We start from the raw sequence: 24807 nt of genomic DNA, 5'->3' as shown, positions 1-24807 counted from the left end.
CTTGTAGGAGTGAGCCTGCTCGCGATAGCCATCTGACAGTCAACTAACCTGTTGAATGTGAGAAAGCCATCGCGAGCAGGCTCACTCCTACATTGGTATGTAGTGTTTTTCTGTCCAGTTATCACACAGCCCCAATTGGGCGTTTTTTTTGCAGCCTCGGGCGGGCATACTAGGCCGTCCCTTACCCTGGTGCCGCCCGCCCCTATGCTTCGCGTCCTGATCGCCCTTGCTCTGACCTGTCTGCTCCAGCCGGCCTTCGCCGACGAGCGCGCGCAAACCCAACAGCAGTTGGAGGCCACGCGTCAGGATATCGCCGAGTTGAAGAAGCTCCTGGGCAAGCTGCAGGAAGAAAAATCCGGCGTGCAGAAAGAGCTCAAGGGCACTGAAACCGAGATGGGCAAGCTGCAGAAGCAGGTCGACGCGCTGCAGAAAGAACTGCAGAAGAGCGAATCCGAGCTGCAACGGCTCGATGCAGAGAAAAAAAAACTCCAGAGCGCGCGCACTGAACAGCAGCGACTGATCGCCATTCAGGCCCGCGCGGCCTATCAGAACGGTCGCCAGGAATACCTCAAGCTGCTGCTCAACCAGCAGAACCCAGAGAAATTCGCCCGCACCCTTACCTATTACGACTACCTGAGCCAGGCACGCCTGGAGCAGTTGAAGAACTTCAACGAAACCCTGCGCCAACTGGCCAATGTCGAAAAAGACATCGGCCTGCAGCAAGCGCAATTGCTGGTACAGAAAAGCGACCTCGACACGCAGCGCGAAGCACTCGAGAAAGTCCGCAAGGAGCGCCAGCAGGTTCTCGCCAGACTCAATGACGACGTGAAGGCCCGCGACCAGAAACTGGCCGCCCGCGAGCAGGATCAGGCAGACCTGTCTAAAGTCCTTAAAACCATTGAAGAAACCCTGGCCCGCCAGGCTCGTGAGGCAGAAGAGGCGCGGCAAAAAGCGCTGATCGCCCAGCAGGAAGCAGAAAAAAAGCGTTTGCGTGAGGCGCAGGCTGAAAACAGCGACGCCCCACGAAAACCCGTCAGATCAAGCCCCGGCGCGCTGGTCTCGAGCAGCGGCGAAACGTTTGGCGGGCCTTTTGCTGCAACCCGGGGAAAACTTCCGTGGCCGGTTGATGGTCGATTACTCGCGCGCTTCGGTGAAAGCCGTGGCGATGACGCCCGCACCAAGTGGGATGGCGTGATGATCAGCGCCTCCGCCGGCAGTCAGGTGCACGCCGTACACGGCGGGCGCGTGGTGTTTGCCGATTGGCTGCGCGGTGCCGGGCTGCTGGTGATTCTCGATCACGGCAACGGTTTTCTGAGTCTTTACGGCCACAACCAGACGCTGCTCAAGTCGGCGGGTGATGTGGTCAAGGCTGGCGAGTCGATTTCCACTGTCGGTAACAGTGGTGGTCAGGACACGCCGGCGCTGTATTTCGCAATTCGTCAGCAGGGTCACCCGAGTGATCCGGCGCAATGGTGTCGTGCGCAAGGATAAGCGCACCACCTAATTCAGGAGTTCGTTCGACATGCTGCATTTGTCCCGCCTTACCTCGCTGGCCCTGACGATCGCCCTGGTGATCGGCGCGCCTCTGGCGTTCGCCGCGCAACCGGCCCCGACTGTCGCTCCGGCAGGCACTACTGCGACCGCCAAGGCGCCGTTGCCGCTGGAAGAGCTGCGCACCTTCGCCGAGGTCATGGACCGGATCAAAGCCGCGTACGTCGAGCCTGTGGACGACAAGACCCTGCTGGAAAACGCGATCAAGGGCATGCTGAGCAACCTCGATCCGCATTCGGCCTACCTTGGCCCGGAAGATTTTACCGAGCTGCAGGAAAGCACCAGCGGTGAATTCGGCGGTCTGGGCATCGAAGTCGGCGCCGAAGACGGCTTCATCAAGGTCGTCTCGCCAATCGATGACACCCCGGCGTCGAAGGCTGGCATCCAGGCCGGCGACTTCATCGTCAAGATCAACGGCCAGCCAACCCGTGGCCAGACCATGACCGAAGCCGTCGACAAGATGCGTGGCAAGATCGGCCAGAAAATCACCCTGACCCTGGTTCGCGATGGCGGCACGCCGTTCGACGTGACCCTGGCCCGTGCAGTGATTCAGGTGAAAAGCGTCAAGGCACAGCTGCTGGAATCGGGCTACGGCTATATCCGCATCACCCAGTTCCAGGTCAAGACCGGCGAAGAAGTCTCCAGGGCCCTGGCCAAGCTGCGCAAGGACAACGGCAAGAAGCTCAATGGCATCATTCTCGACCTGCGCAACAACCCGGGTGGCGTGCTGCAATCGGCGGTGGAAGTGGTCGACCATTTCATCACCAAAGGCCTGATCGTCTACACCAAGGGCCGTATCGCCAATTCCGAGTTGCGCTTCTCCGCCACCGGCAAGGACGAAAGCGAAGCGGTGCCGATGGTCGTGCTGATCAACGGTGGCAGTGCCTCGGCCTCGGAAATCGTCGCCGGCGCCCTGCAGGATCAGAAACGCGCCGTGGTCATGGGCACCACCAGTTTCGGCAAGGGCTCGGTGCAGACCGTGCTGCCGCTGAACAACGATCGCGCACTGAAGATCACTACCGCGCTGTACTTCACGCCGAATGGCCGCTCGATTCAGGCCCAGGGCATCGTGCCGGACATCGAAGTGCGCCGCGCGAAGATCACCAATGAAGCCGACAGTGAGTACTTCAAGGAAGCGGACCTGCAAGGCCACTTGGGCAACGGCAACGGCGGCGCCGACAAGCCAAGTGGTTCGGCCGGCAAGGCCAAAGCGATGCCACAGGATGACGATTACCAGTTGGCCCAGGCCCTGAGCCTGCTCAAAGGGCTGAGCATCACGTCCGGCCGTTGAGGATGTCTCTGCGTTTCGTCTTCGTTCTGTTGTGCTGTCTGGCGGGTGCTGCTCATGCAGAGCCCGTCAGCTCTGCGCCGCACAGAGCCTACCTGACACTGATCATCGACGACCTGGGGCAGAACCTGCCCCGGGATCGTCGCGTGCTCGCCCTGCCCGGCCCGGTCACGGCGGCGATCATGCCCGATACCCCGCACGCTACCGACTTTGCCCGCGAAGCCCATCGCGCCGGCAAGATCGTCATCCTGCACATGCCAATGGACCCGGCCACCGGGCCGTATGCCTGGCACCCCGAACTGCCCATCGAAGAACTGCAGAAACGCCTGAATGCTGCGTTCGAAAAAGTCCCTTTCACCGCTGGCATCAATAACCACATGGGCAGTCGCATGACCGCGCAGCCTGCGGCGATGGCGTGGTTGATGGCTGAGTTGCAGCGTCGGCACAAGTTCTTCGTCGACAGCCGCACCAGCGCCCAAACGGTCGCTGCGCAGCAGGCGCAGAAAATCGACCTGGCCAGCGTTTCGCGGGACGTATTTCTTGATGATGAGCGCACCGAAGCGGCGATTGCCACCCAGCTACAGACCGCGATCGCCTTGGCCCACAAACAGGGCTCAGCGGTGATGATCGGCCATCCGTATCCGCAGACCCTGGCGGTGCTGGAGCGCGAGTTGCCGAAGCTGAAAGCGCAGGGCATCGATTGGATCGATATCAGGCAGATGATCAGCGTACGCAGCAACCGCGCCATGGCTGGCCATGGCAAAGACGGCGTCTATCGGTAACACGCGGTTACGTTGCCATACATGGTTACCACCGAACGCCCGGCCCCGTTCCGGATAGTGAGACCTGCTACAGGTCGCGGCTCCTTCGAGCCGCTTTCAACTATCAGGAGTGCCCATGACAAACAACACCCCGATCATCCCGCCCATTGGCCGGACTGAACCGATCAGAATCGACAACTTGTTGATCAACTTCACCACAGAGTTTCTGCGGATCTGGGATACCAACGGTATATCGGCCAAACCTGCGGCCTTCTGGCGCCCGACTCCGGCACCCGACGCGCTGCCCGGTTATTTCCCCTTGGGCGATGTCATCACCACCGGCCTGGGCAACATCAACGGCGAACGAGTGGTGGCAGTGGCTTGCGAAGCAGACATTGCCAGCACTGATCCCGGCAAGGGCAAGGCACTGCGGCGTCCCGATGATTACGAGCTGGTCTGGAAGGATACCGGGTCCGGTTCAAGAAGAGATCTGTCGATCTGGCGACCGCTGCCTCCCGCGGGCTATGTGGCGCTGGGGTCAGTGTGCTCGAATGATCATGAAAAACCGTCGCTCAACGCGGTCCGCTGCGTTCGCGCTGATCTGGTGATCGGGTCGAATACCAGCGACCTGATCTGGGACGACAAGGGCAGCAAAGCACGACAGCGTGTCAGTACCTGGAGCGCCGTTCCTCGAGTCGCCTTACCTGGCGAAGTCAACTTGGCATCGGGCAGTTTCTTCGCTTTGAGTGACTACACCAGACCGGCGAGTTTCCCGGTCTACTGCTTGCGCCTGCAGATTGCACTGCAGACCTACTCACGCCCATCGCCACCGGTGCTGTGCGGGGAAACACCGAAACCCGTAGACCCAGCGGGCGATGCGACTTACACCGCCTGTCTCCCGTGGTTCACCATCAACGATCCGCGTTATACCGCCACTGAACAGTTGCGTCACTCGCCCTTCTATTTGTTACAACGCAAGGATCAGTACGTGCTCGTCGGTCATGCACGCAACAGTGGAGACGTCAGCCAGATATTCAAATGGACAGCGCGCCGCGCCCAGCGGACCGGCGGCTTGCGAACATTCACCCAGACTACCTCGGTCGAATTCGGCGCCCAATGGCAAAACTATCAGAACAACGCGCTGATGTTTTCGGCACGACTGGGCCATGATTTCACCCAATGCGAACTACATTCGAACGAATGGCTCAATGCAGCGGTAATCGAAGTGGTTGCGGTCGTGGATAAAAACAGGTCCGTGGCAGCTTATCTGACGCAGAGCGACTACAGATTGGTGCGCGCAGACGGCACGCCAGTGATGGAGGGCTTCAGCTATACCGATGGCAGTAGTTTGCACATCAGCCAGTACGCACCGCCGGAGCCTGGAATCGTCGCCGTGGCAGAGCCGAACCCGGTCGAAGAGCGCACCGCTCAGCCGTCTCTGACCGAGGACGATACCAGCATCACGCTGCCAGAGCCGGATCGGTCAGGCGCTACAGATAGCGCGCCATGATTTCATCGACTACGCCTTCTTTGCGCAGTTGATCCAGCGCCGTCTGAAGCTTGTTGACCACTTCATCGGAAACGTCCTTGTTCAGCGCCAGGTACAACTCGGCGCTGTTGAAGCGCAGCACGGTCTTCAGGCCGGTCACACCATCCTGCCGCGCCAGATAACGCCCGGCAGGATCCCCCGTCGCCCACAGATCGATCTGGCCGTTGACCAGTTTCTTCGCATTGTCCTGATCGCGCAGCACCACCACCGGTTTGAGGCCTTGCTTGGTCAGCGTCTCGGCAATCGCGTCGCCCTTGTAGGCGCCGATCCTGTATTTGCGCGCATCATTGAGGGTTTCGAGGGCGATCTTGCTGTCTGCCTTGGCCAGCAGGATCCAGTCATCGGGACCGATCGGGCCGACCCATTTGAACAGTTTTTCGCGATCGGGCAGGCGCGCCATGACGAAGGCCCCGTAACCGGGATTTTCCAGGGCGAGCTTGTAGACACGTTCCCAGGGGAAACGCAGGGTCAGGCTGTAAGTGAGGCCGGCGCGCTGGAACATCTCGCGAACGATGTCGGTGGCAATGCCGTTGATGTTGTCGCCCTGGGCGAAATTCTTGCCGTTCTTCGCCATGTTGTACGGCGGGAAGTTTTCGGTGAGCAGCACCAGATCGGTGTCGGGGCTGTTTTGCGCCCGGGCATTGTTGATGAGCAACAATGAGGCGCTGGCGAGAACAACAAGCAGGCGTTTGATCATGTCGGGCTACCGGAATCCATGGCGTGCCCAAGAGTGCCTTGGGCGCGCCATGCTGTCCACTGGCCTGTACGCTTTAGCGCATGACGATGCCGCGATGCGCCATGTAAGCCTTGGCTTCCTGCACGGTGTATTCGCCGAAGTGAAAAATGCTCGCCGCCAGCACCGCGCTGGCGTGACCTTCGAGAATGCCGTCGGCCAGATGCTGCAGGTTGCCGACGCCGCCAGAGGCAATGACCGGAATGCCCAGCGCATCGCTGATCGCGCGGGTCACGCCGAGGTCGAAACCGTTTTTCATGCCGTCCTGATCCATGCTGGTCAGCAGGATCTCGCCAGCACCGAGGCCTTCCATTTTCTTCGCCCACTCGACTGCGTCGAGGCCGGTCGGCTTGCGCCCGCCGTGGGTGAAGATCTCCCAACGCGGCGTTTCGCCGGGGCCGGAGACTTTCTTGGCGTCGATCGCAACGACGATGCACTGCGAGCCGAAATGCTGCGCGGCTTCGCCGACAAATTCCGGGTTGAACACGGCAGCGGTGTTGATCGAGACCTTGTCCGCGCCAGCATTGAGCAGATTGCGGATGTCCTGCACGGTGCGCACGCCACCACCAACGGTCAGCGGGATGAACACCTGACTGGCCATGCGCTCGACGGTATGCAGCGTGGTGTCGCGGCCATCGACGCTGGCGGTGATGTCGAGGAAGGTAATCTCGTCGGCGCCCTGCTCGTCGTAGCGACGGGCGATTTCCACCGGGTCACCGGCGTCACGGATGTTCTCGAACTTCACGCCCTTGACGACCCGGCCGTTGTCCACGTCCAGGCAAGGGATAATGCGTTTGGCCAGCGCCATGGGTCATTCCTCAGCCTTGGTACGAATCGCAGAATGCTTGCGCTTCGGCGACATCGAGAGTGCCTTCGTAGATCGCCCGGCCGGTAATCGCGCCGATGATGCCCGGCGCCTTGGCGTCGAGCAGCGATTTGATGTCACCGAGGTTATGGATGCCGCCGGAAGCGATTACCGGGATCCTGGTGGCAGCAGCCAGCGCAGCGGTGAACGGTACGTTGCAGCCCTGCATCATGCCGTCTTTGGCGATGTCGGTATAAACGATCGACGAGACGCCGTCGGCTTCAAATTGCTTGGCCAGATCGATGACCTGCACGGTGCTGATTTCCGCCCAGCCGTCGGTGGCGACGAAACCGTCTTTGGCGTCGAGGCCGACAATGATCTTGCCCGGAAAGGCGCGGCAGGCTTCAGCGACGAACGCCGGATCCTTAACGGCTTTGGTACCGATGATCACGTAGCTCACGCCGGCCTTGACGTAGTGCTCGATGGTTTCCAGCGAGCGGATGCCGCCACCGATCTGGATCGGCAGGGTCGGGTAACGCTTGGCGATCGCCGTGACCACTTCGCCGTTGACCGGCTGACCTTCGAAGGCGCCATTCAGGTCGACCAGATGCAAGCGGCGGCAACCGCCCTCCACCCACTTGGCAGCCATGCTCACCGGGTCATCGGAGAACACCGTGGAATCTTCCATGCGGCCCTGGCGCAGACGTACGCAGGCACCGTCCTTGAGATCGATAGCGGGAATAATCAGCATCTGGCAAACCTTAAAATTGGAATGTTCAGCTTGGCTCGGGAATCAGTTTTTCTCGAGCGCCCACAGGTCGCTTTCGATGCTTTCAAACCGCTCCTTGAGGTGGGTCTGCATATCGAAAATCGCCCTGTTGTAATAGTGCGGAGCAATTTCGCGGGTAAACAGCTCAAGAATTTCCGCCGCTTCGAACGAACCCAGGTCCAACTCGAAGCGGTCTTCCATGAACCGCTGAATCTTGCGATTGGCCTCGCTCTCCTGCTCGGGAGTGAGGGTCAGGATCGGCGGTTTGGACTTCTTGCCAGCCATTTACCAGCGACCGTCCCATGCGGCGAAATTCTGCAGCAATTGCAGGCCATGGGTATGGCTTTTCTCCGGGTGGAACTGCACGGCGAAACGCGAGCCATCGGCCAGCGCGGCAGCGAAATCGACACCGTAATGACCGCTGCCCACCACCTGCCGCGCATTGGCCGCGGCGATGTAATAGCTGTGCACGAAGTAGAAACGCGCCAGGTCCGGAATGTCATGCCACAGCGGGTGACTGATGTTCTGCTTCACCTCGTTCCAGCCCATGTGCGGGACTTTAAGGTGCTCGCCGTCTTCGTGCAGATCCTTGCCGAAGAACTTCACCGCGCCCGGAAACAGACCAATGCAGTCAACGCCGTCGTTCTCTTCGCTGCTGTCGAGCAAGGCTTGCATGCCGACGCAGATGCCGAGGAACGGGCGATCCTGGCTGACTTCACGGACCAGCGAATCGAAGCCGAGGCGACGGATCTCCGCCATGCAATCGCGAATCGCGCCAACACCCGGGAATACCACACGGTCGGCTTCGCGAATCACGTTCGCGTCGCTGGTGATCAGCACCTTGCCGGCGCCAACGTGCTCAAGCGCTTTGGCCACCGAGTGCAGGTTGCCCATGCCGTAGTCGATAACTGCAACCGTCTGCATTACAAAACGCCTTTGGTCGATGGCATTTGCCCGGCCATGCGCTCGTCCAGCTCGACGGCCATGCGCAGGGCGCGGCCGAAAGCCTTGAACACGGTTTCGATCTGGTGGTGAGTGTTGGTGCCGCGCAGGTTGTCGATGTGCACGCTGACCAGCGCGTGGTTGACGAAGCCCTGGAAGAATTCCTGGAACAGGTCAACGTCGAAACCACCGACGGTGGCGCGGGTGTACGGCACGTGCATCTGCAGGCCCGGGCGACCGGAGAAATCGATCACCACGCGCGACAGCGCTTCATCGAGCGGCACGTAGGCATGGCCGTAGCGACGGATGCCTTTCTTGTCGCCGATGGCTTTGGCGAAGGCCTGGCCGAGGGTGATACCGACGTCTTCCACCGTATGGTGGTCGTCGATATGCAGATCGCCCTTGCATTCGATATCCAGATCGATCAACCCGTGACGGGCGATCTGATCCAGCATGTGCTCAAGAAAAGGAACGCCGATATCGAATCGGGCCTTTCCGGTGCCATCAAGGTTGATCGAGGCTTTGATCTGGGTTTCCAGAGTGTCGCGCTCGACAGACGCCTTACGTTCGGCCATCACCAGCTCCGCAAAATCATTGGGCGAAAAAGGCAGCCATTATAGGCACGCGGGGCGTAAACAGAAACACGAGAGGTGATATGGCTGACGGATAGAACGCCCGGCTGTCGCGGGTAGACATGTCCATACAAGCCATTACAGGCACTGCAAAAACAAATGTGGGAGCGAGCCTGCTCGCGAATGCGGTGGGTCAGCCAACACTTATGTCGACTGACATTCCGTCTTCGCGAGCAGGCTCGCTCCCACAGGGGTACTGCGTTTACCAATTACTTAGTGAAACAGTACCGCCGTTTTCTGCAGGGTCACCCACACACCCCACGCCAACGGAATACCCACCACCAGCCAGGCAGCGATGGCCAGCGGCTTGCTGCCCGGTGCGGCTTTCCACTCCAGAACGGTGCTGGCATCGGCACCCTTGTCGTGGCCCAGCGCCTGTTCGGCAGCCAGTTCGGCGTCGGTCATGAAGTACTTGTCGGCCACCGGGCGCACCATCAGGTTGCACAGGAAGCCCAGCACCAAGAGGCCTGCGAGGATGTACAGGGTGATGTCGTAGGCAGCTGCGCGTTCCACGCCGATGCTCAACTGATATTCACGCAGGTAGTTCACCAGCACCGGACCGAGCACACCGGCAGCGGCCCAGGCAGTCAGCAGACGACCGTGGATCGCACCGACCATCTGCGTACCGAACAGGTCGGCCAGATAGGCCGGCACCGTGGCGAAACCACCGCCGTACATCGACAGGATGATGCAGAACGCCGCCACGAACAGCGCAACGTTGCCCAAGTGACCGAGGTTCGGAATCAGCGCGTACAGGGCAAAACCCAAGGCAAAGAACACGAAATAGGTGTTTTTGCGGCCCAGGTAGTCCGAGAACGAGGCCCAGAAGAAGCGGCCACCGATGTTGAACAGGCTCAGCAGGCCGGTGAAGCCCGCTGCGATCGCCGCGATCGAAGCCAGTTGGCCGGCGTCGAGTTGACCGAACGGCACATCAACGCCCAGCAGCTTGCCGCCGAACACTTCCTGCAACAGTGGCGAAGCCATGCCGAGGATGCCGATACCCGCCGACACGTTCAGGCACAGCACCAGCCAGACCAGACGGAACTGCGGAGTTTTCCACGCTACGTTCACGTGAACGTGACGGTTGGTGATCATCGCGTTCGAAGCTTTCTTCGCCGGTGCAGTCCAGCCTTCAGGCTTCCAGCCGGTTGGCGGCACGCGGTAGGACAATGCGCCACCGATCATGAACACGAAGTAGATGGCCGCCATGGCCACGAAACTCTGCCATACGCCCACGCCTTCTGGCGAAGCGAAGTGGCTCATCAGCGCAGTCGCCAACGGCGCACCGACCATCGCGCCGCCACCGAAGCCCATGATCGCCATGCCGGTTGCCATGCCGCGCTTGTCCGGGAACCACTTGATCAGGGTCGACACCGGCGAGATATAGCCCAGGCCCAGACCGATACCGCCGATCACGCCGGAACCGATCCACATCAGCCAGATCTGGTGGGTATAGATACCCAGCGCGGAAATCAGCAGACCGCCGCACCAGCACAGCGCCGACACCACGCCCGCTTTACGAGGACCGGCGTGTTCCAGCCAGCCGCCCCAGATCGCTGCCGAGCAGCCGAGGAAGATGAAGAACAGCGTGTAGATCCAGCCGAGCATGGAGATCGGCCAGTCGCAGTTCGACGAAAATACCTGTGCGATGAAGCTCATGTCCGGTGCACAAGCTACCGGCGCGGTAACGCCCAGTGCCTTGGACAGCGGCAACCAGAACACCGAGAAGCCGTAGGCCATGCCGATGCACAGGTGAATGGCCAAAGCGGCCGGTGGAACCAGCCAGCGGTTGAAACCGGGCTTGGCGATGATGCGTTCCTTGGACAGGAACGCAGGCTGGTCGGCTTTGAGGCCGTCCGCCGTGATGCTCGTGCTCATTGTGTATCCCCCAATTTTTAGTATGGTTCGCCAGCCACTGCTCACCCTCGGCCTTATGCACGCAGGCATGACCGTTTTTTCAGGTGAAGCTCCTTGAAGGCGCGACATTAAGTCGCAGACGGGCGGACGAACTGGCGAAGGTTACCATTCTCAGGTGACAGAAAAACCAAACTGATATCACCTTTTTTCTGTCAGCTGTGTTCGCCCCCTGTAGGAGCTGCGGAACGCTGCGATCTTTTGATCTTTTTGAAAATGCCAAAATCAAAAGATCGCAGCGTTCCGCAGCTCCTACAGACGGCATTTCAACGGGGTTAGCATGCGGGGCGTTGTTCAGGTGCCTGACGACAGATATGTACATCTGGTGCTTGTCCCATTTATGCGTGCGAAAAGTTACCCGTCGTCGTTGCGTGGCTGAACGGCCGGTGAACCAAGCGCAGAAAATGGCGTCGCAAACGGGGGCCGAATTGCGCCTGCTCGCTCCCGCCGGGCATCCTCAAGCGCAGGCACCGGTGGCGAAGTTGCAGGTGCCGTTGCCGACCCTCGGCAGATGACGCCACACCGAACCGGGTGCTTGCAGCGCTATACTCCCGGCCAAATGACGAATTCGACTAACTACAAGGACTCGCCCATGAAAGCGTTCGGCAAAATCCTGGGTCTGGTACTTCTCGGGCTGTTGCTGATCATTGTGGCGGCAGGTTTTGCCCTGACCCACCTCTTCGATCCCAACGACTACAAAGACGAGATCCGCCAGATAGCCCGCGACAAGGCCCACATCGAGCTGACGCTCAATGGCGACATCGGCTGGAGCCTGTTCCCGTGGCTCGGCCTGGAACTGCACGAAGCCAGCGTCGCCACTTTGGCCAAGCCTGCCGAACCGTTTGCCGACTTGCAGATGCTCGGCCTGTCCGTGCGCGTGCTGCCGCTGTTGCGCCGCGAAGTGCAGATGAGCGACGTGCGCGTCGAAGGCCTCAACCTGCGCCTGAACCGTGACAAGAACGGCCACGGCAACTGGGAAGACATCGGCAAGGTGCCAGTGGCGCCAGGCTCGACTCCACCCGCTACGCCGGGCGCGACCGCCAGCGAGCCAACCGTCGCCGTGGAAAAACCGGCGCAACCGATTCGCCTCGACATCGACAGCCTGACCGTGAACAACGCTCGCGTTGAATACAACGATGAGCTGACCGGCAAGCAGTTCAGCGCCGAAAGCATTCAACTGAGCACCGGTCCGGTGCACGATTCGACCAATATCCCGGTGAAGGCCACCGCGTTCCTCGGCACCAACCAACCGGTGCTGCGCGTGCGCACCGAGCTCAACGGCGAGCTGCGCTTCGAGCGCGCCCTGCAACGCTACAAGTTCGAAGACTTGAAGCTGACCGGCGAACTCGCTGGCGATCCGCTGCAAGGCAAAACCATGACTTTCTCTGCCCAGGGCCAGTTGCTGCTGGATAAAGCAGCGAACGTCGCCGAATGGACCGGCATCAAGATTTCCGCCAACCAGTTGCGCGCCTTGGGCGAACTGAAAGCCAATGACCTCGACAAGACGCCACAGATCAGCGGCGGCATTTCCATTGCCCAGTTCGATCTGGCGAAATTCGTCGACAGCATCGGCCAGACACTGCCGGCGATGGGCGAAGGCAGCCTGAGCAAGGTCGAGCTGGTCAGCCGCGTTGCTGCCACCCCGACCAGTCTGTCGTTCGACAACATCAACCTGAAACTCGATGACAGCAGCTTCAGCGGCCGCATTGCCATCGAGGACTTCGCCAAACAGTCGCTGCGCGCAATCCTCAAGGCCGACACGTTCAACGTCGACCGTTACCTGCCACCGAAATCGGCCCAGGCCAACAGCGCCACGCAAACCCGTCAGGCCGAAGTCGCCAGCACCGAGGCCGGCGCCGTCGCAGGCACCACGCCGCTGCCGGACAAACCGAGCAAAACCGCCTGGAGCACTGAGCGCCTGCTGCCGGTCGAGCGCCTGGCCAAACTCGACGTGGACGCCGACCTGACTTTCGGCCAACTGACCCTCGACAAACTGCCAATCCAGAACGCTGCGCTCAAAGCCACCGGCCAGGGCGGCCTGCTGACGCTGGCAAACCTGAGCGGCGAGCTGTACAACGGCGGTTTCGTCGCCAACGGCACGCTCGACGTGCGCCCAAGCGCGCCGGTACTGAACCTGCAGACCCGCCTCAATCGCGTCCCGGCGGAAAAAATCATCGAAAGCCAGGGCAAGAACCCGCCGGTCAAAGGCCTGGTGACGCTCACCAGCAATCTAACCGGCAGCGGCAATAGCCAACAGGCGTTGATCGATACGCTCAACGGCAACGCCAGTTTCGTCATCAACAACGGCGTGCTGCTCAACGCCAATCTTGAACAGCAATTGTGCAAAGGCATCGCCACCCTCAACCGCAAAACCCTGAGCGGCGAGCCTCGGGGCAAGGACACGCCGTTCGAGGAGCTGAAAGGCAATCTGACCGTACGCAATGGCGTCGCCAGCAACCCGGACCTGAAAGTGCGCATTCCCGGCATGACCGTCAACGGTGACGGCGATATCGATCTGCGCGTGCTCGGCATGGATTACCGCGTCGGCATCATTGTCGAAGGCGACACCAGCGCCATGCCCGACCCGGCCTGTCAGGTCGGCGAGAAGTTCGTCGGCATCGAGTGGCCGCTGCGCTGCCGTGGCCCGCTGGAACTGGGCGCCAAGGCCTGCCGCGTCGACAATGACCGTCTCGGTCAGGTCGCCAGCAAAATGGCTGGGAACAAGCTCAGCGAAAAGATCGACGAGAAACTGGGCGACAAAGTCAGTCCGGAACTGAAAAACGCATTGAAGGGGCTGTTCAAGCGATGACAGCGGAGCAGTTTTCCACGGCGGTGCTGGAATGGTTCGACCGCCATGGCCGCCACGATTTGCCGTGGCAACAGGACATCAACCCGTACCGGGTGTGGGTGTCCGAGATCATGTTGCAGCAGACACAGGTCAGCACTGTGCTCAATTACTTCGAGCGTTTCATGGCGGCACTGCCAACAGTCGAAGCGCTGGCCGAAGCGCCGGAAGACGAGGTGCTGCACCTCTGGACCGGGCTGGGTTACTACACCCGCGCGCGCAATCTGCAGAAGACCGCGAAGATCGTTGTCAGCCAGTACGGCGGCGAGTTTCCGCGTGACGTGGAGAAGCTCACCGAGTTGCCGGGGATCGGTCTGTCCACGGCCGGCGCGATTGCCAGCATCAGCATGGGCCTGCGCGCGCCGATCCTCGACGGCAACGTCAAACGCGTGCTGGCGCGCTTCACGGCGCAAGAGGGCTACCCCGGCGAACCGAAGGTGGCCAGACAGCTGTGGGCCAACGCCGAGCGCTTCACCCCGCACGATCGGGTCAACGCCTACACCCAGGCGATGATGGATCTTGGCGCCACACTCTGCACGCGCAGCAAGCCAAGTTGCCTGCTGTGTCCGCTCAAGCGTGGCTGTGAAGCGCACATGCTCGGTCTGGAAACCCGCTACCCGATTCCCAAGCCACGCAAGGCCATCCCGCAGAAACGCACGCTGATGCCGATGCTCGCCAACGGCGAAGGCGCAATTCTGCTTTACCGCCGCCCGTCGACGGGCCTGTGGGGCGGTCTGTGGAGCCTGCCGGAACTGGATGATCTCGAAGACCTGCAGCATCTGGCCGATCAGCACTCACTGACCATGGGCCAACAGCAGGCGCTGCCGAGCCTGGTTCACACGTTCAGCCATTTCCAGTTGTCCATCGAGCCGTGGCTGGTTCAGGTGCAGGAAGCCATCCATCACGTGGCCGAGGCCGACTGGCTCTGGTATAACCTCGCCACCCCGCCGCGCCTGGGCCTTGCTGCCCCGGTCAAGACCTTGCTCGAACGCGCGGCCGCCGTCTTGAATGCAGGAGAGTCGCCATGACCCGCACCGTAATGTGCCGCAAGTACAAAGAAGAACTGCCCGCGCTGGAACGCGCCCCTTTCCCGGGTGCCAAGGGCCAGGATATTTTCGACCACGTCTCGGCCAAGGCCTGGGCCGACTGGCAGAAACACCAGACCCTGCTGATCAACGAAAAGCGTCTGAACATGATGAACGCCGAAGATCGCAAATACCTGCAGGGCGAAATGGACAAGTACTTCTCCGGCGAGGAATACGCCAAGGCCGAAGGCTATGTGCCGCCAGCCGAATAACCCGCATATTTCGTAAGCGACGGAATTAATTTAAGAAATTTTCAAAAAGTCGTTGACGTAAATTCGAAAAACCCTTTTAATGCGCCCCGTTGCCCAGATAGCTCAGTCGGTAGAGCAGGGGATTGAAAATCCCCGTGTCGGCGGTTCGATTCCGTCTCTGGGCACCAAATACCGAAAACCCTGAATCGCAAGATTCAGGGTTTTTTTATGCCCGGAGTTTGTCGGGCATTGTTTACTCCCTTACGGAAGAGGGTCATCACTCGATGAATCAGAAACGAACCCGAGTCCCCCTGCCCCATCCGCCGCTGCATCAGGAAAGCCTGATGTCCAGAGGGCTGGCGGTCATGATCAGCCTGTTTCTGATCGGTACCGGCGCGCTGTTGGGTTACTCCGCCATCGACGGCGTTATCCACGACACAATCACCACCGCCACTCGCGGTGGGCCGGCCAAGGTCTATACCCTCGCCGGGCAGCCGGGCGCGTATTGGTTTCATATCGCGTTTCAAGGACTCTTCGGCATATTGCTGCTGGCTGCCGGTCTGGCGTGGCGCAGACTAACGAGTATCGACAAGCCAGCGACCAGAACCCAGCTCAGATATCGTTCGCGCTAGCGGTTGTCGAAAGACGTAGGAAATGGACTACAGACTTCGCCCGGCTACGTCCTTGTCCTCGGCAACGTCCTGCAACGCCAACCTCTTCTTCCTGCGTATTTCACCGTCTCTCCCGACATACTCAAACGGCGAGAATTGGCATGCTTTTGCGTCTGTTCACAATGACGCGGAAGACCCGATGAGCCAGCTTAAACCTGCTGACACGCAAGACCCGAAAATCGATTCACTGCTGGGCGAACTGGGCGAGCTGATTCGCCAGGCGCGCAAACAAGCCCTCATCGATCACCTGCAAAGCTTTCTGCTTGAACTGGGCAAAGGCTTTTCCTTTGTCGCCCGGCAGCAACGCATCAGCACTGACGGCGTTGACCTCTTCATCGATCTGGTGTTCTACAACTACCTGCTCAAGTGCTTCGTGATCATCGACCTGAAACGCGGCAAGCTCAGCGCCCGAGATGTCGGGCAAATGGACAGGTATGTGCGCATGTACGACGAGCTCAAGCGCAGCGAGGGTGACAAGCCAACCGTCGGCATCATTCTCAGCGCGGAAAGCAATGACTCGGTGGCGCGCTATTCCATGCTCAAAGGCAATGAGCAACTGTTCGCCAGCAGCTACAAGACAATACTGCCAAGCGAAGAAGAGTTACGTGCTGAACTCAACCGCGAACAGAAGTTGATCGAAGAACGCATGCTTACTCAATCCACTGAATGAACAGGCTGGATTGTCCTTGATTGGCGCGGCGACTATGGTTGAAACCTAGCCGCCGAGGTCAAACGCCATGAGCAGTCACCCCACATTCGAGCTGGAAGACGCTGAGTTGAGCCAACCAGTTTTGACTGCAACTGAAGGCACGCCCTTCAAGGACACTGCCAAGGACGGCTATACACTCGGCGGATTCACCTGGCGCCACGCCTCGCCCGATCCACAGCGCCCGGTGGTCATCATCAACGCCGCCACGTCCGTGCGCTGTCGCCACTACTCACGGTTCGCGACCTATCTGTTCACCAATGGCTGCGACGTGATTACCTACGACTACCGAGGCATCGGTGAATCACGCCGCGAATCGATCAAAGGGCTGCGCGCCTCGTGGACCGACTGGGGCGCGCTGGATTTCGAAGCGATGCTCAAACGTGCGCAACGGGAATTTCCCGGCCAGCCAATCGATGTGGTCGGCCACAGCTTCGGCGGCTGCGCGGCGGGCTTGGCCGAGTCGGGCAGTCTGATCCGACGGCTGGTCACCGTCGGAGCGCAGTTCGCTTACTGGCGTGATTACGCGCCTGAACAGCGTTGGCGGATGTTCGGCAAGTGGCATGTGCTGATGCCCCTGATGACACTGTTCTGCGGTTACTTCCCCGGCAAGCGTCTTGGCTGGCTGGAAGACACGCCAACGGGTGTTGTGCTCGACTGGAGCCCGCCTGCCGCACGCTACGAAGATCGCCCAAGCGGTCGTGCACTGATGAAAAAGGCGGGGGCCCTGCCCTTCGCCAACGTCCGCGCGCAGGTCTTGGCCATCAGCCTCGGCGACGATCCTTACGGCACCATTCCGGCGATCGAACGCCTGCTCGACTACTTCCGCAACGCAGCAAAAACCCATCTGCGCATCGAGCCGCAGGACATCGGCGAACGACAAGTCGGACATTTCGCCTTTTTTCGCAGCGCATACCAAGCCACACTATGGCCCATCGCTCTGACCTGGCTGCAAACCGGCGCACTGGCCGCCGATACACCCGGCCGACAAGTGCCACGCAGCTGAGCCCCTCTCAACGCACGACGGAACACATCATGGCCTCCGCCAACAAGCAGCAAAAACGCGCCACCCGGGCCAAAGCCAAGGCCAAGCAGAACCGCACCAAACGCGCCGAAGCGCCGGTCGAGCTCGACCCGAACGATGATCGCATCGATTTCGAATCGGTGGACCTCACCGACCTGTTCAAGAAAATGATCGACGCCGAGAAGATCAGCCAACAGGCCATGTGCACCGCGTTCCTTGAAGATCCGCTGCTGGAACTGGTCTATGAGCAGGAAGGTGAGGAAGGCGCGATGGATTTCATCCTCGCCGCGCTGATCGAGTATCGCCAGTGGTCGCAGGAAACCGATGAGGCTGGCGCGCTGGCGTGGATCGAATCCCCGGCCTTTCAGGCTGACTATGTAGCGGCATCCGACGCGATTGCTGCGCAAACCCAACAGAAGAACTGAGCTCCCATGGCATCCCTGAACAAGCAACAGAAACGCGCCAAACGCGCCAAGGCCAAAGCCAAGCAGATCCGTATGGTCGGGCGCAAACCGCTGGATCAGGACGAAGACCTCGGCCACCTCGCCGAGCCGATCCCGGAATACACCCTGGCGATGTTCAGCAAAATGCGCGACGCTGAAGCCGTCAGCCGCAACGAAATGCTGCTGACGCTGCTGCGCGAACTGGCCTTTATCATCGTCGACCATCCTGAACTGCTCGATATGGAAAACGCCGACAACGAAGGCATGGCCGCCACCCACCTGGCCGCCGACATGCTCATCGACTACCGCATGTGGGCCGACGGCATGACCATCGAACAAGCCCAGGCCTGGCTGAGCGAGCCGCAGTTCATCACTGATTTCGGGGTGGCGCTGGATGCTTATGGGAAGTCGGTAGAGACCCAGGAAGACAAGAGCGAATAAACCCTGCTCACAAACAAAAACGGCCGCTAGTCATCCCTGACAGCGGCCGTTTTGCATTACACGTTGCGGATCAGTTCAACACCACCGCACCGCGTTTTTCCAGCTTGCGCCGGCGCGACACCAGCAGGCCGGCAGCCACCACCATCAGGCTCAGCAGGCCGGTGGCGAGGATTTCCACGCGGTGGGCTTCCTGGAACAGCATGATGGTCAGCGCGGCGACGATGAAGATGATCACCGCCCACGTCAGCCCCGGGAACAGCCACATGCTGAAGACGATTTTCTCGCCACGGGCCATGCGCTGTTTACGCATACGCAGTTGCGAGAACGCGATCACCAGATACACCAGCAGGGCGATGGCGCCGGAGCTGGCCAGGAGGAATTCGAACACCGCGGCCGGAGCGACGTAGTTCGCGAAGGTGCAGAGGAATGCTGCGCCGGTCGACAACATCACCGCCCAGTAAGGCGTGCCGCTTTTGTTGGTGCGGGTCGACATGGCTGGGGCGTCGCCGCGCTTGCCGAGAGAGAACAGCATGCGCGACGAGGTGTACAGCGCCGAGTTCAGGCAACTGGTCACCGCGACCAGTACGACGATATCGACGATCATCTTGGCGTTGGGAATGCCCATGCGCTCAAGCACGGTCTGGTAGGAACCGAGGTTTGCCAGTGTAGGATCGTTCCATGGCACCAGTGCCACGACGATGAAGATCGACACCAGATAGAACAAGCCGATCCGCCAGATCACCGAGTTGGTCGCCTTGGAAATCTGCTTGCCCGGGTCTTTTGATTCCGCCGCCGCGATGGTGACGATCTCGGTGCCCATGAAGGAGAACATGGTGGTCAGGATCGCACCCAGCACAGCGCCCATACCATTGGGCAGGAAGCCACCGCTGTCGAACAGATGCGATACGCCGCTGACCTGACTGGTAGGCAGAAAGCCGAAAATCGCCGCGAGGCCGAGGCCGATAAAGCCGATGATCGCCATCACTTTGATCAGGGCGAACCAGAACTCGAACTCGCCGTAGTTCTTCACGCTGAACAGGTTGGTCACGGTCAGCAGCATGGTGATGACCAGCGCGAAGGCCCAGATGTCCACACCGGGAAACCACGCATGCAGGATGGTCGCGGCGGCGTTGGCTTCCAGCGGAATCACCAGCACCCAGAACCACCAGTACAACCAGCCAATGGTAAAACCGGCCCAGTGACCGATCGCGCGGTCGGCGTAAGTCGAGAACGAACCGGTGTCCGGCGAAGCCACGGCCATTTCGCCGAGCATGCGCATCACCAGCACCACCAAGGTACCGGCAGCGGCATAGGCCAGCAGCACGGCCGGGCCGGCGGCAGCAATGGCATGACCGGAGCCGACGAACAGACCGGCGCCGATCACACCGGCGATCGACAACATGGTCACATGACGCGGTTTGAGCCCCTGTTCGAGGCCATTGGAGCTTGGGGTACTGCTCATAGAGACTACCTTTGCAAGGAAAGCGAGTGCATCCGGCGCGTCTGAAAATTCCTTCTCGTAAAAAGAATCCAACGGCCTGTTCCTTATTTCGCACGCAATATTTGCGCCAAAATGTTTCAAGTCCTTGAGGGCCGGGGGCTCTGGCATCCGATGCAAGTGCTTGAGTTTACTGGCTATTCGCCAGAACGTTACCCTGCGACTCACTTTCAAGACGAATCCACGCACCAGAAACACACAGAAAAAGTCTGCGTCGCACAGAAAAAGGGCGAATAAGGAACGTTCGGCCGGATAGCGCTTCCAACACCCCGCCAAAGCTGGCAACATCGCGCCTTTTTTTACGCGACACCCACGGGTTTGCATCATCAAACACCCGTTCGGTTGTTGATGGGGCGACAGTCTGCTGTGCCGATGCGACAACCCGCCACATGCCACCCGTTTACCGCTCGTAGCGCTGTTGGCTGCCATAGAAACGCTATGCTAGCTTGGCCGCCTCGCCAGGAAGGCCCGCCAACAGCAGGAGCGCAACATATATGAGGAACGCACATGGCTGAGGCCACGCCCGCGCTGGAAATCCGCAACTTGCACAAACGCTACGGACAGCTTGAGGTGCTCAAAGGCATCTCGCTGACCGCCCGCGACGGCGACGTGATCTCGATCCTCGGCTCTTCCGGTTCCGGCAAGTCCACGTTCCTGCGTTGCATCAACCTGCTGGAAAATCCTCATCAGGGCCAGATCCTGGTGGCCGGTGAAGAACTCAAACTCAAAGCCGCCAAGAACGGCGAGCTGGTTGCCGCCGACGGCAAACAGATCAATCGCCTGCGCTCGGAGATTGGTTTTGTATTTCAAAACTTTAATCTGTGGCCGCACATGAGCGTGCTCGACAACATCATCGAAGCCCCGCGCCGCGTGCTCGGCCAGAGCAAGGCCGAGGCCATCGAAGTCGCCGAAGCCCTGCTGGCCAAGGTCGGCATCGCCGACAAGCGCCACGCCTACCCGGCGCAATTGTCCGGTGGCCAGCAACAACGCGCAGCGATCGCCCGCACACTGGCGATGCAACCGAAGGTTATCCTGTTCGACGAGCCCACCTCCGCCCTTGACCCGGAAATGGTTCAGGAAGTACTTAGTGTCATCCGCGCATTGGCCGAAGAAGGCCGCACCATGCTGCTCGTGACTCACGAAATGGGCTTCGCCCGTCAGGTCTCCAGCGAAGTGGTGTTCCTTCATCAGGGCCTTATAGAAGAGCAAGGATCGCCACAGCAGGTGTTCGACAACCCGCTTTCGGCGCGCTGCAAACAATTCATGTCCAGCAACCGCTAACGGAGCAACATGCATGCAGAATTTCAAGAAGGTCTTTCTGGCCGCAGCCGTCACCCTCGCGTTCAGCGCCGGTGCCATGGCTGAAACCCTGAAGATGGGCATCGAAGCGGCCTACCCGCCGTTCAACAACAAAGACGCCAGCGGTCAGGTGGTCGGCTTCGACAAGGAAATCGGCGACGCCCTGTGCGCGAAGATGAAAGCCGAATGTTCCGTCGTCACTTCCGATTGGGACGGCATCATTCCAGCCCTGAACGCGAAGAAGTTCGACTTCCTGATCTCCTCGCTGTCGATCACCGAAGAGCGCAAAGCCGCGGTGGATTTCACTGACCCGTACTACTCGAACAAACTGCAGTTCATCGCGCCGAAAAATGTCGATTTCAAAACCGACAAGGACTCGCTCAAGGGCAAGACCATCGGCACCCAGCGCGCGACGCTGGCCGGCACCTGGCTGGAAGACACCTACGGTGATGACATCAAGGTCAGCCTCTACGACACCCAGGAAAACGCCTACCTCGACCTGACCTCCGGTCGTGTCGATGCGATCCTCGCCGACAAGTACGCCAACTACGACTGGCTGAAAACCGACGCCGGCAAGAACTATGAGTTCAAGGGCGACCCGGTGGTAGAAAGCGACAAGATCGGCATCGCTGTGCGCAAGGATGACAACGAACTGCGCAACAAGCTGAACGCCGCACTGAAGGAAATAGTCGCTGACGGCACCTACAAGAAAATCAACGACAAGTACTTCCCGTTCAGCATCTATTGATCTGACCTGTGGGACCGGCGCCGTGATCAAGCGGCGTCGGCTCCCGACTTTGCCTGCCGCAATTTGAACAGAAACCCATGATTATCGACCTCTACGGATTCGGCCCGGCGCTCGCCGCTGGCGCGCTGATGACCGTCCAACTGGCGCTCACCGCCCTGTGCCTGGGCCTGGTGCTCGGCCTGCTCGGCGCCTTGGCCAAGACTTCCCCGTACAAGCCGCTGCAATGGCTTGGCGGTACCTATTCGACGCTGGTGCGCGGCGTCCCGGAATTGCTCTGGGTGCTGTTGATCTACTTCGGTACGGTCAACCTGATGCGCGCCCTCGGTGAGTACTTCGGCAACCCCGACCTGCAACTCAACGCCTTTGCCGCCGGTGTGATCGCACTGGGCCTGTGCTTCGGCGCCTACGCCACGGAAGTGTTTCGCGGCGCCCTGCTGGCCATTCCCAAGGGTCACCGTGAGGCCGGCCAGGCCCTGGGCCTGTCGAAGTGGCGGATCTTCACCCGGTTGATCATGCCGCAGATGTGGCGCATCGCACTGCCGGGCCTGGGCAACCTGTTCATGATCCTGATGAAAGACACCGCGCTGGTATCGGTCATCGGTCTGGAAGAAATCATGCGTCACGCGCAGATCGGCGTGACCGTATCGAAACAACCATTCACCTTCTATATGGTCGCGGCGGTCATGTACCTCGCCCTGACGGTGCTGGCGATGACCGGCATGCACTTCCTGGAAAAACGCGCCGCTCGCGGCTTTGCGAGGAGCGCCTGATGGACTGGGAAGTCATTATCAAGTGGCTGCCGAAACTGGCGCAGGGCGCGACCCTGACCCTCGAACTGGTTGCCATCGCAGTGATTGCCGGCCTGCTGCTGGCGATTCCGCTGGGCATCGCCCGATCTTCGAAGCTGTGGTACGTGCGCTCGCTGCCTTACGCCTACATTTTCTTTTTCCGTGGTACGCCGCTACTGGTGCAGCTGTTCCTGGTCTATTACGGCCTGGCGCAGTTCGACGCCGTGCGTGAAAGCTCGCTGTGGCCGTACCTGCGCGATCCGTTCTGGTGTGCAACCGTGACCATGACCCTGCACACAGCGGCGTACATCGCCGAGATTCTGCGCGGTGCGATACAGGCGATTCCGCCGGGTGAAATCGAAGCCGCACGGGCGCTGGGCATGTCCAGGCCGAAAGCGATGTTCTACATCATCCTGCCGCGTGCAGCGCGGATCGGTCTGCCGGCGTACAGCAACGAAGTGATTCTGATGCTCAAGGCCAGCGCTTTGGCCAGCACCGTGACCCTGCTGGAATTGACCGGCATGGCCCGCACGATCATTGCCCGCACCTATTTGCCAGTGGAGATTTTCTTCGCCGCCGGCGTGTTCTATCTGGTCATGGCTTACGTGCTCGTGCGCGGCTTCAAGCTGCTGGAGCGCTGGCTGCGCGTCGATGCCTGCCAGGGCCGCTGAAACTTCCCACGTGCTGACGGGCGAGGACTTACTCGCCCGCTTCAAGGCGCTGGATGCTTTTCTGATTGAGCATCAGGCGCTGTGGAAACCTCGACCGTTTACGCATCTTTCCCTTGCGTGGGAAACCAGTCATCCCGAATTGTCTTCCTGGCTGCGCGGGCGATCGCTGGAAGATGCAGAACGCGCGCATAACCACCCTGCTGATATGACCGATGGGCCCGAGCCGTTTGCCTCATTGGCGAAATTGTCGGCCCAACTGAGTGCAGTCGGTGAGTTGCCAAGGCACGCGCTTGAGGCTGCCGGGCATCGCTTGAACGTCGATGTGCCGGGGCGTAAGTGGCAGCAGATCGAGGCGTTTGCCAGTTGTCTGTCTTTCGCCTCGCAGCCGACGCATTGGCTGGACTGGTGTTCCGGCAAAGGGCATCTGGGACGACGATTGTTGAGTGAAGGACAGCAACTGACTTGTGTCGAATATGATCCTTTGTTGGTTACGAGCGGCCAGGCTCTGAGTCAGCGTCATGACTTGCATGCGTTGCATGTGGAGCAGGACGTACTCGCGGCGAACGCCTCTGCCGTGGTGAGCGCTACGCACACACCCGTCGCCCTGCACGCCTGCGGCGATCTGCACGTACGCCTCATGCAATTGGCGAGTGCCGCAGGATGTCAGCAGATGGCGATCGCGCCATGTTGCTATAACCGGATCAATCGCAGCGAGTATCAGCCACTGTCTTCTGAGGGCTTGCGATCAGCCCTACGGCTATCACTGGAAGATCTGGCTCTGCCGATGAGCGAAACCGTCACCGCCGGTGCGAGGGTCAAACGCCAGCGCGATACCTCGATGGCCCGACGCTTGGCTTTCGATTGGCTGCAACGGCAGTTGCGCGGTGCTGACGAATACTTGCCCACCCCATCACTGCCGAGCGCCTGGCTGGATAAACCCTTCGCTGACTACTGTCGCGATCTGGCCGCACTGAAAGAGTTATCCACAGTTGGACCGACAGATTGGGAAAAACTGGAAGCTACCGGTTGGCAGCGACTGGCCGAGGTACGCAATCTGGAATTGCTGCGCGGATTGTTCCGACGGCCACTGGAAATCTGGCTGAATCTGGATCGGGCGCTTTTTCTGACCGCGCAAGGCTACAACGTGCGCCTCGGTACTTTCTGCGAAGCACCGCTCACACCGCGCAACTTGCTCCTGTTGGCCGAACGCGAATAAACGGCCAGCGGCCTGTGGATAAATCTGTTGATAAAGATTTACTGGATCCAATATCCATGCGTGTTTCATGGCATTAACAGCCTTGGACATTTTTCGTTCACACAGATAAAAAATTGGCAAAACAGTATTTTGCGTACCAAATGAGAACACTTCAGCAAAAACAGGCCTAAGCGTCCCATCGAGCCAGCGTGTTGTGCATAAGCGGCCAATCAAACGACATAGCCGCCGAATCGACAG

General features: G+C 60.0%; 24 protein-coding genes, 1 tRNA gene and 2 pseudogenes. 19 read left to right on the top strand and 8 right to left on the bottom strand.

Annotated elements, in window-relative coordinates:
• Nucleotides 1-204 precede the first annotated feature (204 nt).
• From AC0Z4S_RS04610 to AC0Z4S_RS04595, 4 genes are all read left to right on the top strand, one after another.
• On the top strand, nt 205-1491 hold the full coding sequence (locus tag AC0Z4S_RS04610) for a murein hydrolase activator EnvC family protein (protein ID WP_076565155.1): 1287 nt from the start codon (nt 205-207) through the stop codon (nt 1489-1491).
• A 31-nt stretch (nt 1492-1522) separates the two neighbouring features.
• Nucleotides 1523-2842 (top strand): S41 family peptidase, encoded by a 1320-nt coding sequence (locus AC0Z4S_RS04605; protein WP_485622224.1) that lies wholly within the window; start codon nt 1523-1525, stop codon nt 2840-2842.
• 2 nt (nt 2843-2844) lie between these two features.
• The gene (locus AC0Z4S_RS04600; protein ID WP_485622223.1) at nt 2845-3621 is read left to right on the top strand and encodes a divergent polysaccharide deacetylase family protein; all 777 of its coding nucleotides are present in this window, start codon (nt 2845-2847) and stop codon (nt 3619-3621) included.
• Between the two features lie 115 nt (nt 3622-3736).
• Complete coding sequence (locus tag AC0Z4S_RS04595) at nt 3737-5110, top strand: Vps62-related protein (RefSeq protein ID WP_485622222.1); 1374 nt, start codon at nt 3737-3739, stop codon at nt 5108-5110.
• On the opposite strand, the gene AC0Z4S_RS04590 is transcribed toward AC0Z4S_RS04595, so the two are convergent.
• The 7 genes from AC0Z4S_RS04590 to AC0Z4S_RS04560 all read right to left on the bottom strand — a co-directional run bounded on the left by AC0Z4S_RS04590 (nt 5091) and on the right by AC0Z4S_RS04560 (nt 10908).
• On the bottom strand, nt 5091-5846 hold the full coding sequence (locus tag AC0Z4S_RS04590) for a substrate-binding periplasmic protein (protein ID WP_485622221.1): 756 nt from the start codon (nt 5844-5846) through the stop codon (nt 5091-5093). The genes AC0Z4S_RS04595 and AC0Z4S_RS04590 overlap by 20 nt on opposite strands.
• Nucleotides 5847-5919: 73 nt before the next feature.
• A complete protein-coding gene (hisF, locus tag AC0Z4S_RS04585; protein WP_007897430.1) occupies nt 5920-6690 on the bottom strand; it encodes an imidazole glycerol phosphate synthase subunit HisF in 771 nt (256 codons plus the stop codon).
• Nucleotides 6691-6700: 10 nt separating this feature from the next.
• Complete coding sequence (gene hisA / locus AC0Z4S_RS04580) at nt 6701-7438, bottom strand: 1-(5-phosphoribosyl)-5-[(5-phosphoribosylamino)methylideneamino]imidazole-4-carboxamide isomerase (protein ID WP_056787231.1); 738 nt, start codon at nt 7436-7438, stop codon at nt 6701-6703.
• 42 nt (nt 7439-7480) lie between these two features.
• Nucleotides 7481-7741: a DUF2164 domain-containing protein gene (locus AC0Z4S_RS04575; protein WP_485622219.1), complete on the bottom strand. Its 261-nt coding sequence runs from the start codon at nt 7739-7741 to the stop codon at nt 7481-7483.
• Nucleotides 7742-8380: an imidazole glycerol phosphate synthase subunit HisH gene (gene hisH / locus AC0Z4S_RS04570; protein WP_186548441.1), complete on the bottom strand. Its 639-nt coding sequence runs from the start codon at nt 8378-8380 to the stop codon at nt 7742-7744.
• On the bottom strand, nt 8380-8973 hold the full coding sequence (gene hisB, locus AC0Z4S_RS04565) for an imidazoleglycerol-phosphate dehydratase HisB (RefSeq protein WP_016772125.1): 594 nt from the start codon (nt 8971-8973) through the stop codon (nt 8380-8382). The genes hisH and hisB overlap by 1 nt, the downstream gene beginning before the upstream one ends.
• Before the next feature lie 270 nt (nt 8974-9243).
• Nucleotides 9244-10908: an OFA family MFS transporter gene (locus AC0Z4S_RS04560; RefSeq protein ID WP_253498073.1), complete on the bottom strand. Its 1665-nt coding sequence runs from the start codon at nt 10906-10908 to the stop codon at nt 9244-9246.
• 356 nt (nt 10909-11264) lie between these two features.
• Here AC0Z4S_RS04560 and AC0Z4S_RS04555 point away from each other — a divergent pair.
• From AC0Z4S_RS04555 to AC0Z4S_RS04510, 10 genes and pseudogenes are all read left to right on the top strand, one after another.
• Nucleotides 11265-11459 (top strand): annotated as a pseudogene (locus AC0Z4S_RS04555) (acetyl-CoA sensor PanZ family protein); the annotation flags it as partial.
• 77 nt (nt 11460-11536) lie between these two features.
• Nucleotides 11537-13753 (top strand): AsmA family protein, encoded by a 2217-nt coding sequence (locus AC0Z4S_RS04550; protein ID WP_485622218.1) that lies wholly within the window; start codon nt 11537-11539, stop codon nt 13751-13753.
• Nucleotides 13750-14817: an A/G-specific adenine glycosylase gene (mutY, locus tag AC0Z4S_RS04545; RefSeq protein WP_485622217.1), complete on the top strand. Its 1068-nt coding sequence runs from the start codon at nt 13750-13752 to the stop codon at nt 14815-14817. The genes AC0Z4S_RS04550 and mutY overlap by 4 nt, the downstream gene beginning before the upstream one ends.
• Entirely contained in the window at nt 14814-15086 is a 273-nt protein-coding gene (locus tag AC0Z4S_RS04540) for an oxidative damage protection protein (protein WP_016772129.1), read from the top strand. The genes mutY and AC0Z4S_RS04540 overlap by 4 nt, the downstream gene beginning before the upstream one ends.
• Before the next feature lie 91 nt (nt 15087-15177).
• Nucleotides 15178-15253, top strand: a tRNA-Phe gene (locus tag AC0Z4S_RS04535).
• Between the two features lie 156 nt (nt 15254-15409).
• Nucleotides 15410-15697, top strand: coding sequence for a hypothetical protein (locus AC0Z4S_RS04530; RefSeq protein WP_485622216.1), 288 nt, complete (start codon nt 15410-15412; stop codon nt 15695-15697).
• A 265-nt stretch (nt 15698-15962) separates the two neighbouring features.
• A pseudogene (locus AC0Z4S_RS04525) lies at nt 15963-16406 on the top strand (PDDEXK nuclease domain-containing protein); the annotation flags it as partial.
• Between the two features lie 67 nt (nt 16407-16473).
• The gene (locus tag AC0Z4S_RS04520) at nt 16474-17448 is read left to right on the top strand and encodes an alpha/beta hydrolase family protein (protein ID WP_485622215.1); all 975 of its coding nucleotides are present in this window, start codon (nt 16474-16476) and stop codon (nt 17446-17448) included.
• Nucleotides 17449-17477: 29 nt separating this feature from the next.
• The gene (locus tag AC0Z4S_RS04515) at nt 17478-17891 is read left to right on the top strand and encodes a hypothetical protein (RefSeq protein ID WP_227973464.1); all 414 of its coding nucleotides are present in this window, start codon (nt 17478-17480) and stop codon (nt 17889-17891) included.
• Between the two features lie 6 nt (nt 17892-17897).
• The gene (locus tag AC0Z4S_RS04510) at nt 17898-18350 is read left to right on the top strand and encodes a hypothetical protein (protein WP_041477513.1); all 453 of its coding nucleotides are present in this window, start codon (nt 17898-17900) and stop codon (nt 18348-18350) included.
• Between the two features lie 70 nt (nt 18351-18420).
• Here AC0Z4S_RS04510 and gabP read toward each other — a convergent pair whose 3' ends face one another.
• A complete protein-coding gene (gabP, locus tag AC0Z4S_RS04505) occupies nt 18421-19812 on the bottom strand; it encodes a GABA permease (protein WP_485622214.1) in 1392 nt (463 codons plus the stop codon).
• Nucleotides 19813-20355: 543 nt separating this feature from the next.
• On the opposite strand from gabP, the gene AC0Z4S_RS04500 reads away from it, so the two are divergent.
• The 5 genes from AC0Z4S_RS04500 to AC0Z4S_RS04480 all read left to right on the top strand — a co-directional run bounded on the left by AC0Z4S_RS04500 (nt 20356) and on the right by AC0Z4S_RS04480 (nt 24570).
• Complete coding sequence (locus AC0Z4S_RS04500; RefSeq protein ID WP_064363370.1) at nt 20356-21129, top strand: ABC transporter ATP-binding protein; 774 nt, start codon at nt 20356-20358, stop codon at nt 21127-21129.
• Between the two features lie 13 nt (nt 21130-21142).
• On the top strand, nt 21143-21895 hold the full coding sequence (locus AC0Z4S_RS04495) for an ABC transporter substrate-binding protein (RefSeq protein ID WP_485622212.1): 753 nt from the start codon (nt 21143-21145) through the stop codon (nt 21893-21895).
• Nucleotides 21896-21972: 77 nt separating this feature from the next.
• Complete coding sequence (locus AC0Z4S_RS04490; RefSeq protein WP_329513909.1) at nt 21973-22665, top strand: ABC transporter permease; 693 nt, start codon at nt 21973-21975, stop codon at nt 22663-22665.
• The gene (locus AC0Z4S_RS04485; RefSeq protein ID WP_485622211.1) at nt 22665-23354 is read left to right on the top strand and encodes an ABC transporter permease; all 690 of its coding nucleotides are present in this window, start codon (nt 22665-22667) and stop codon (nt 23352-23354) included. The genes AC0Z4S_RS04490 and AC0Z4S_RS04485 overlap by 1 nt, the downstream gene beginning before the upstream one ends.
• Entirely contained in the window at nt 23335-24570 is a 1236-nt protein-coding gene (locus AC0Z4S_RS04480; RefSeq protein WP_485622210.1) for a methyltransferase, read from the top strand. Before AC0Z4S_RS04485 ends, AC0Z4S_RS04480 begins: the two co-directional genes overlap by 20 nt.
• The last annotated feature ends 237 nt before the right edge of the window (nt 24571-24807 follow it).

This window comes from Pseudomonas sp. 1L-B-1-E-C1, from assembly GCF_057291835.1.
Note: the sequence above shows the minus strand (reverse complement) of the source record. Positions and strands in the feature narration are given on the sequence as shown.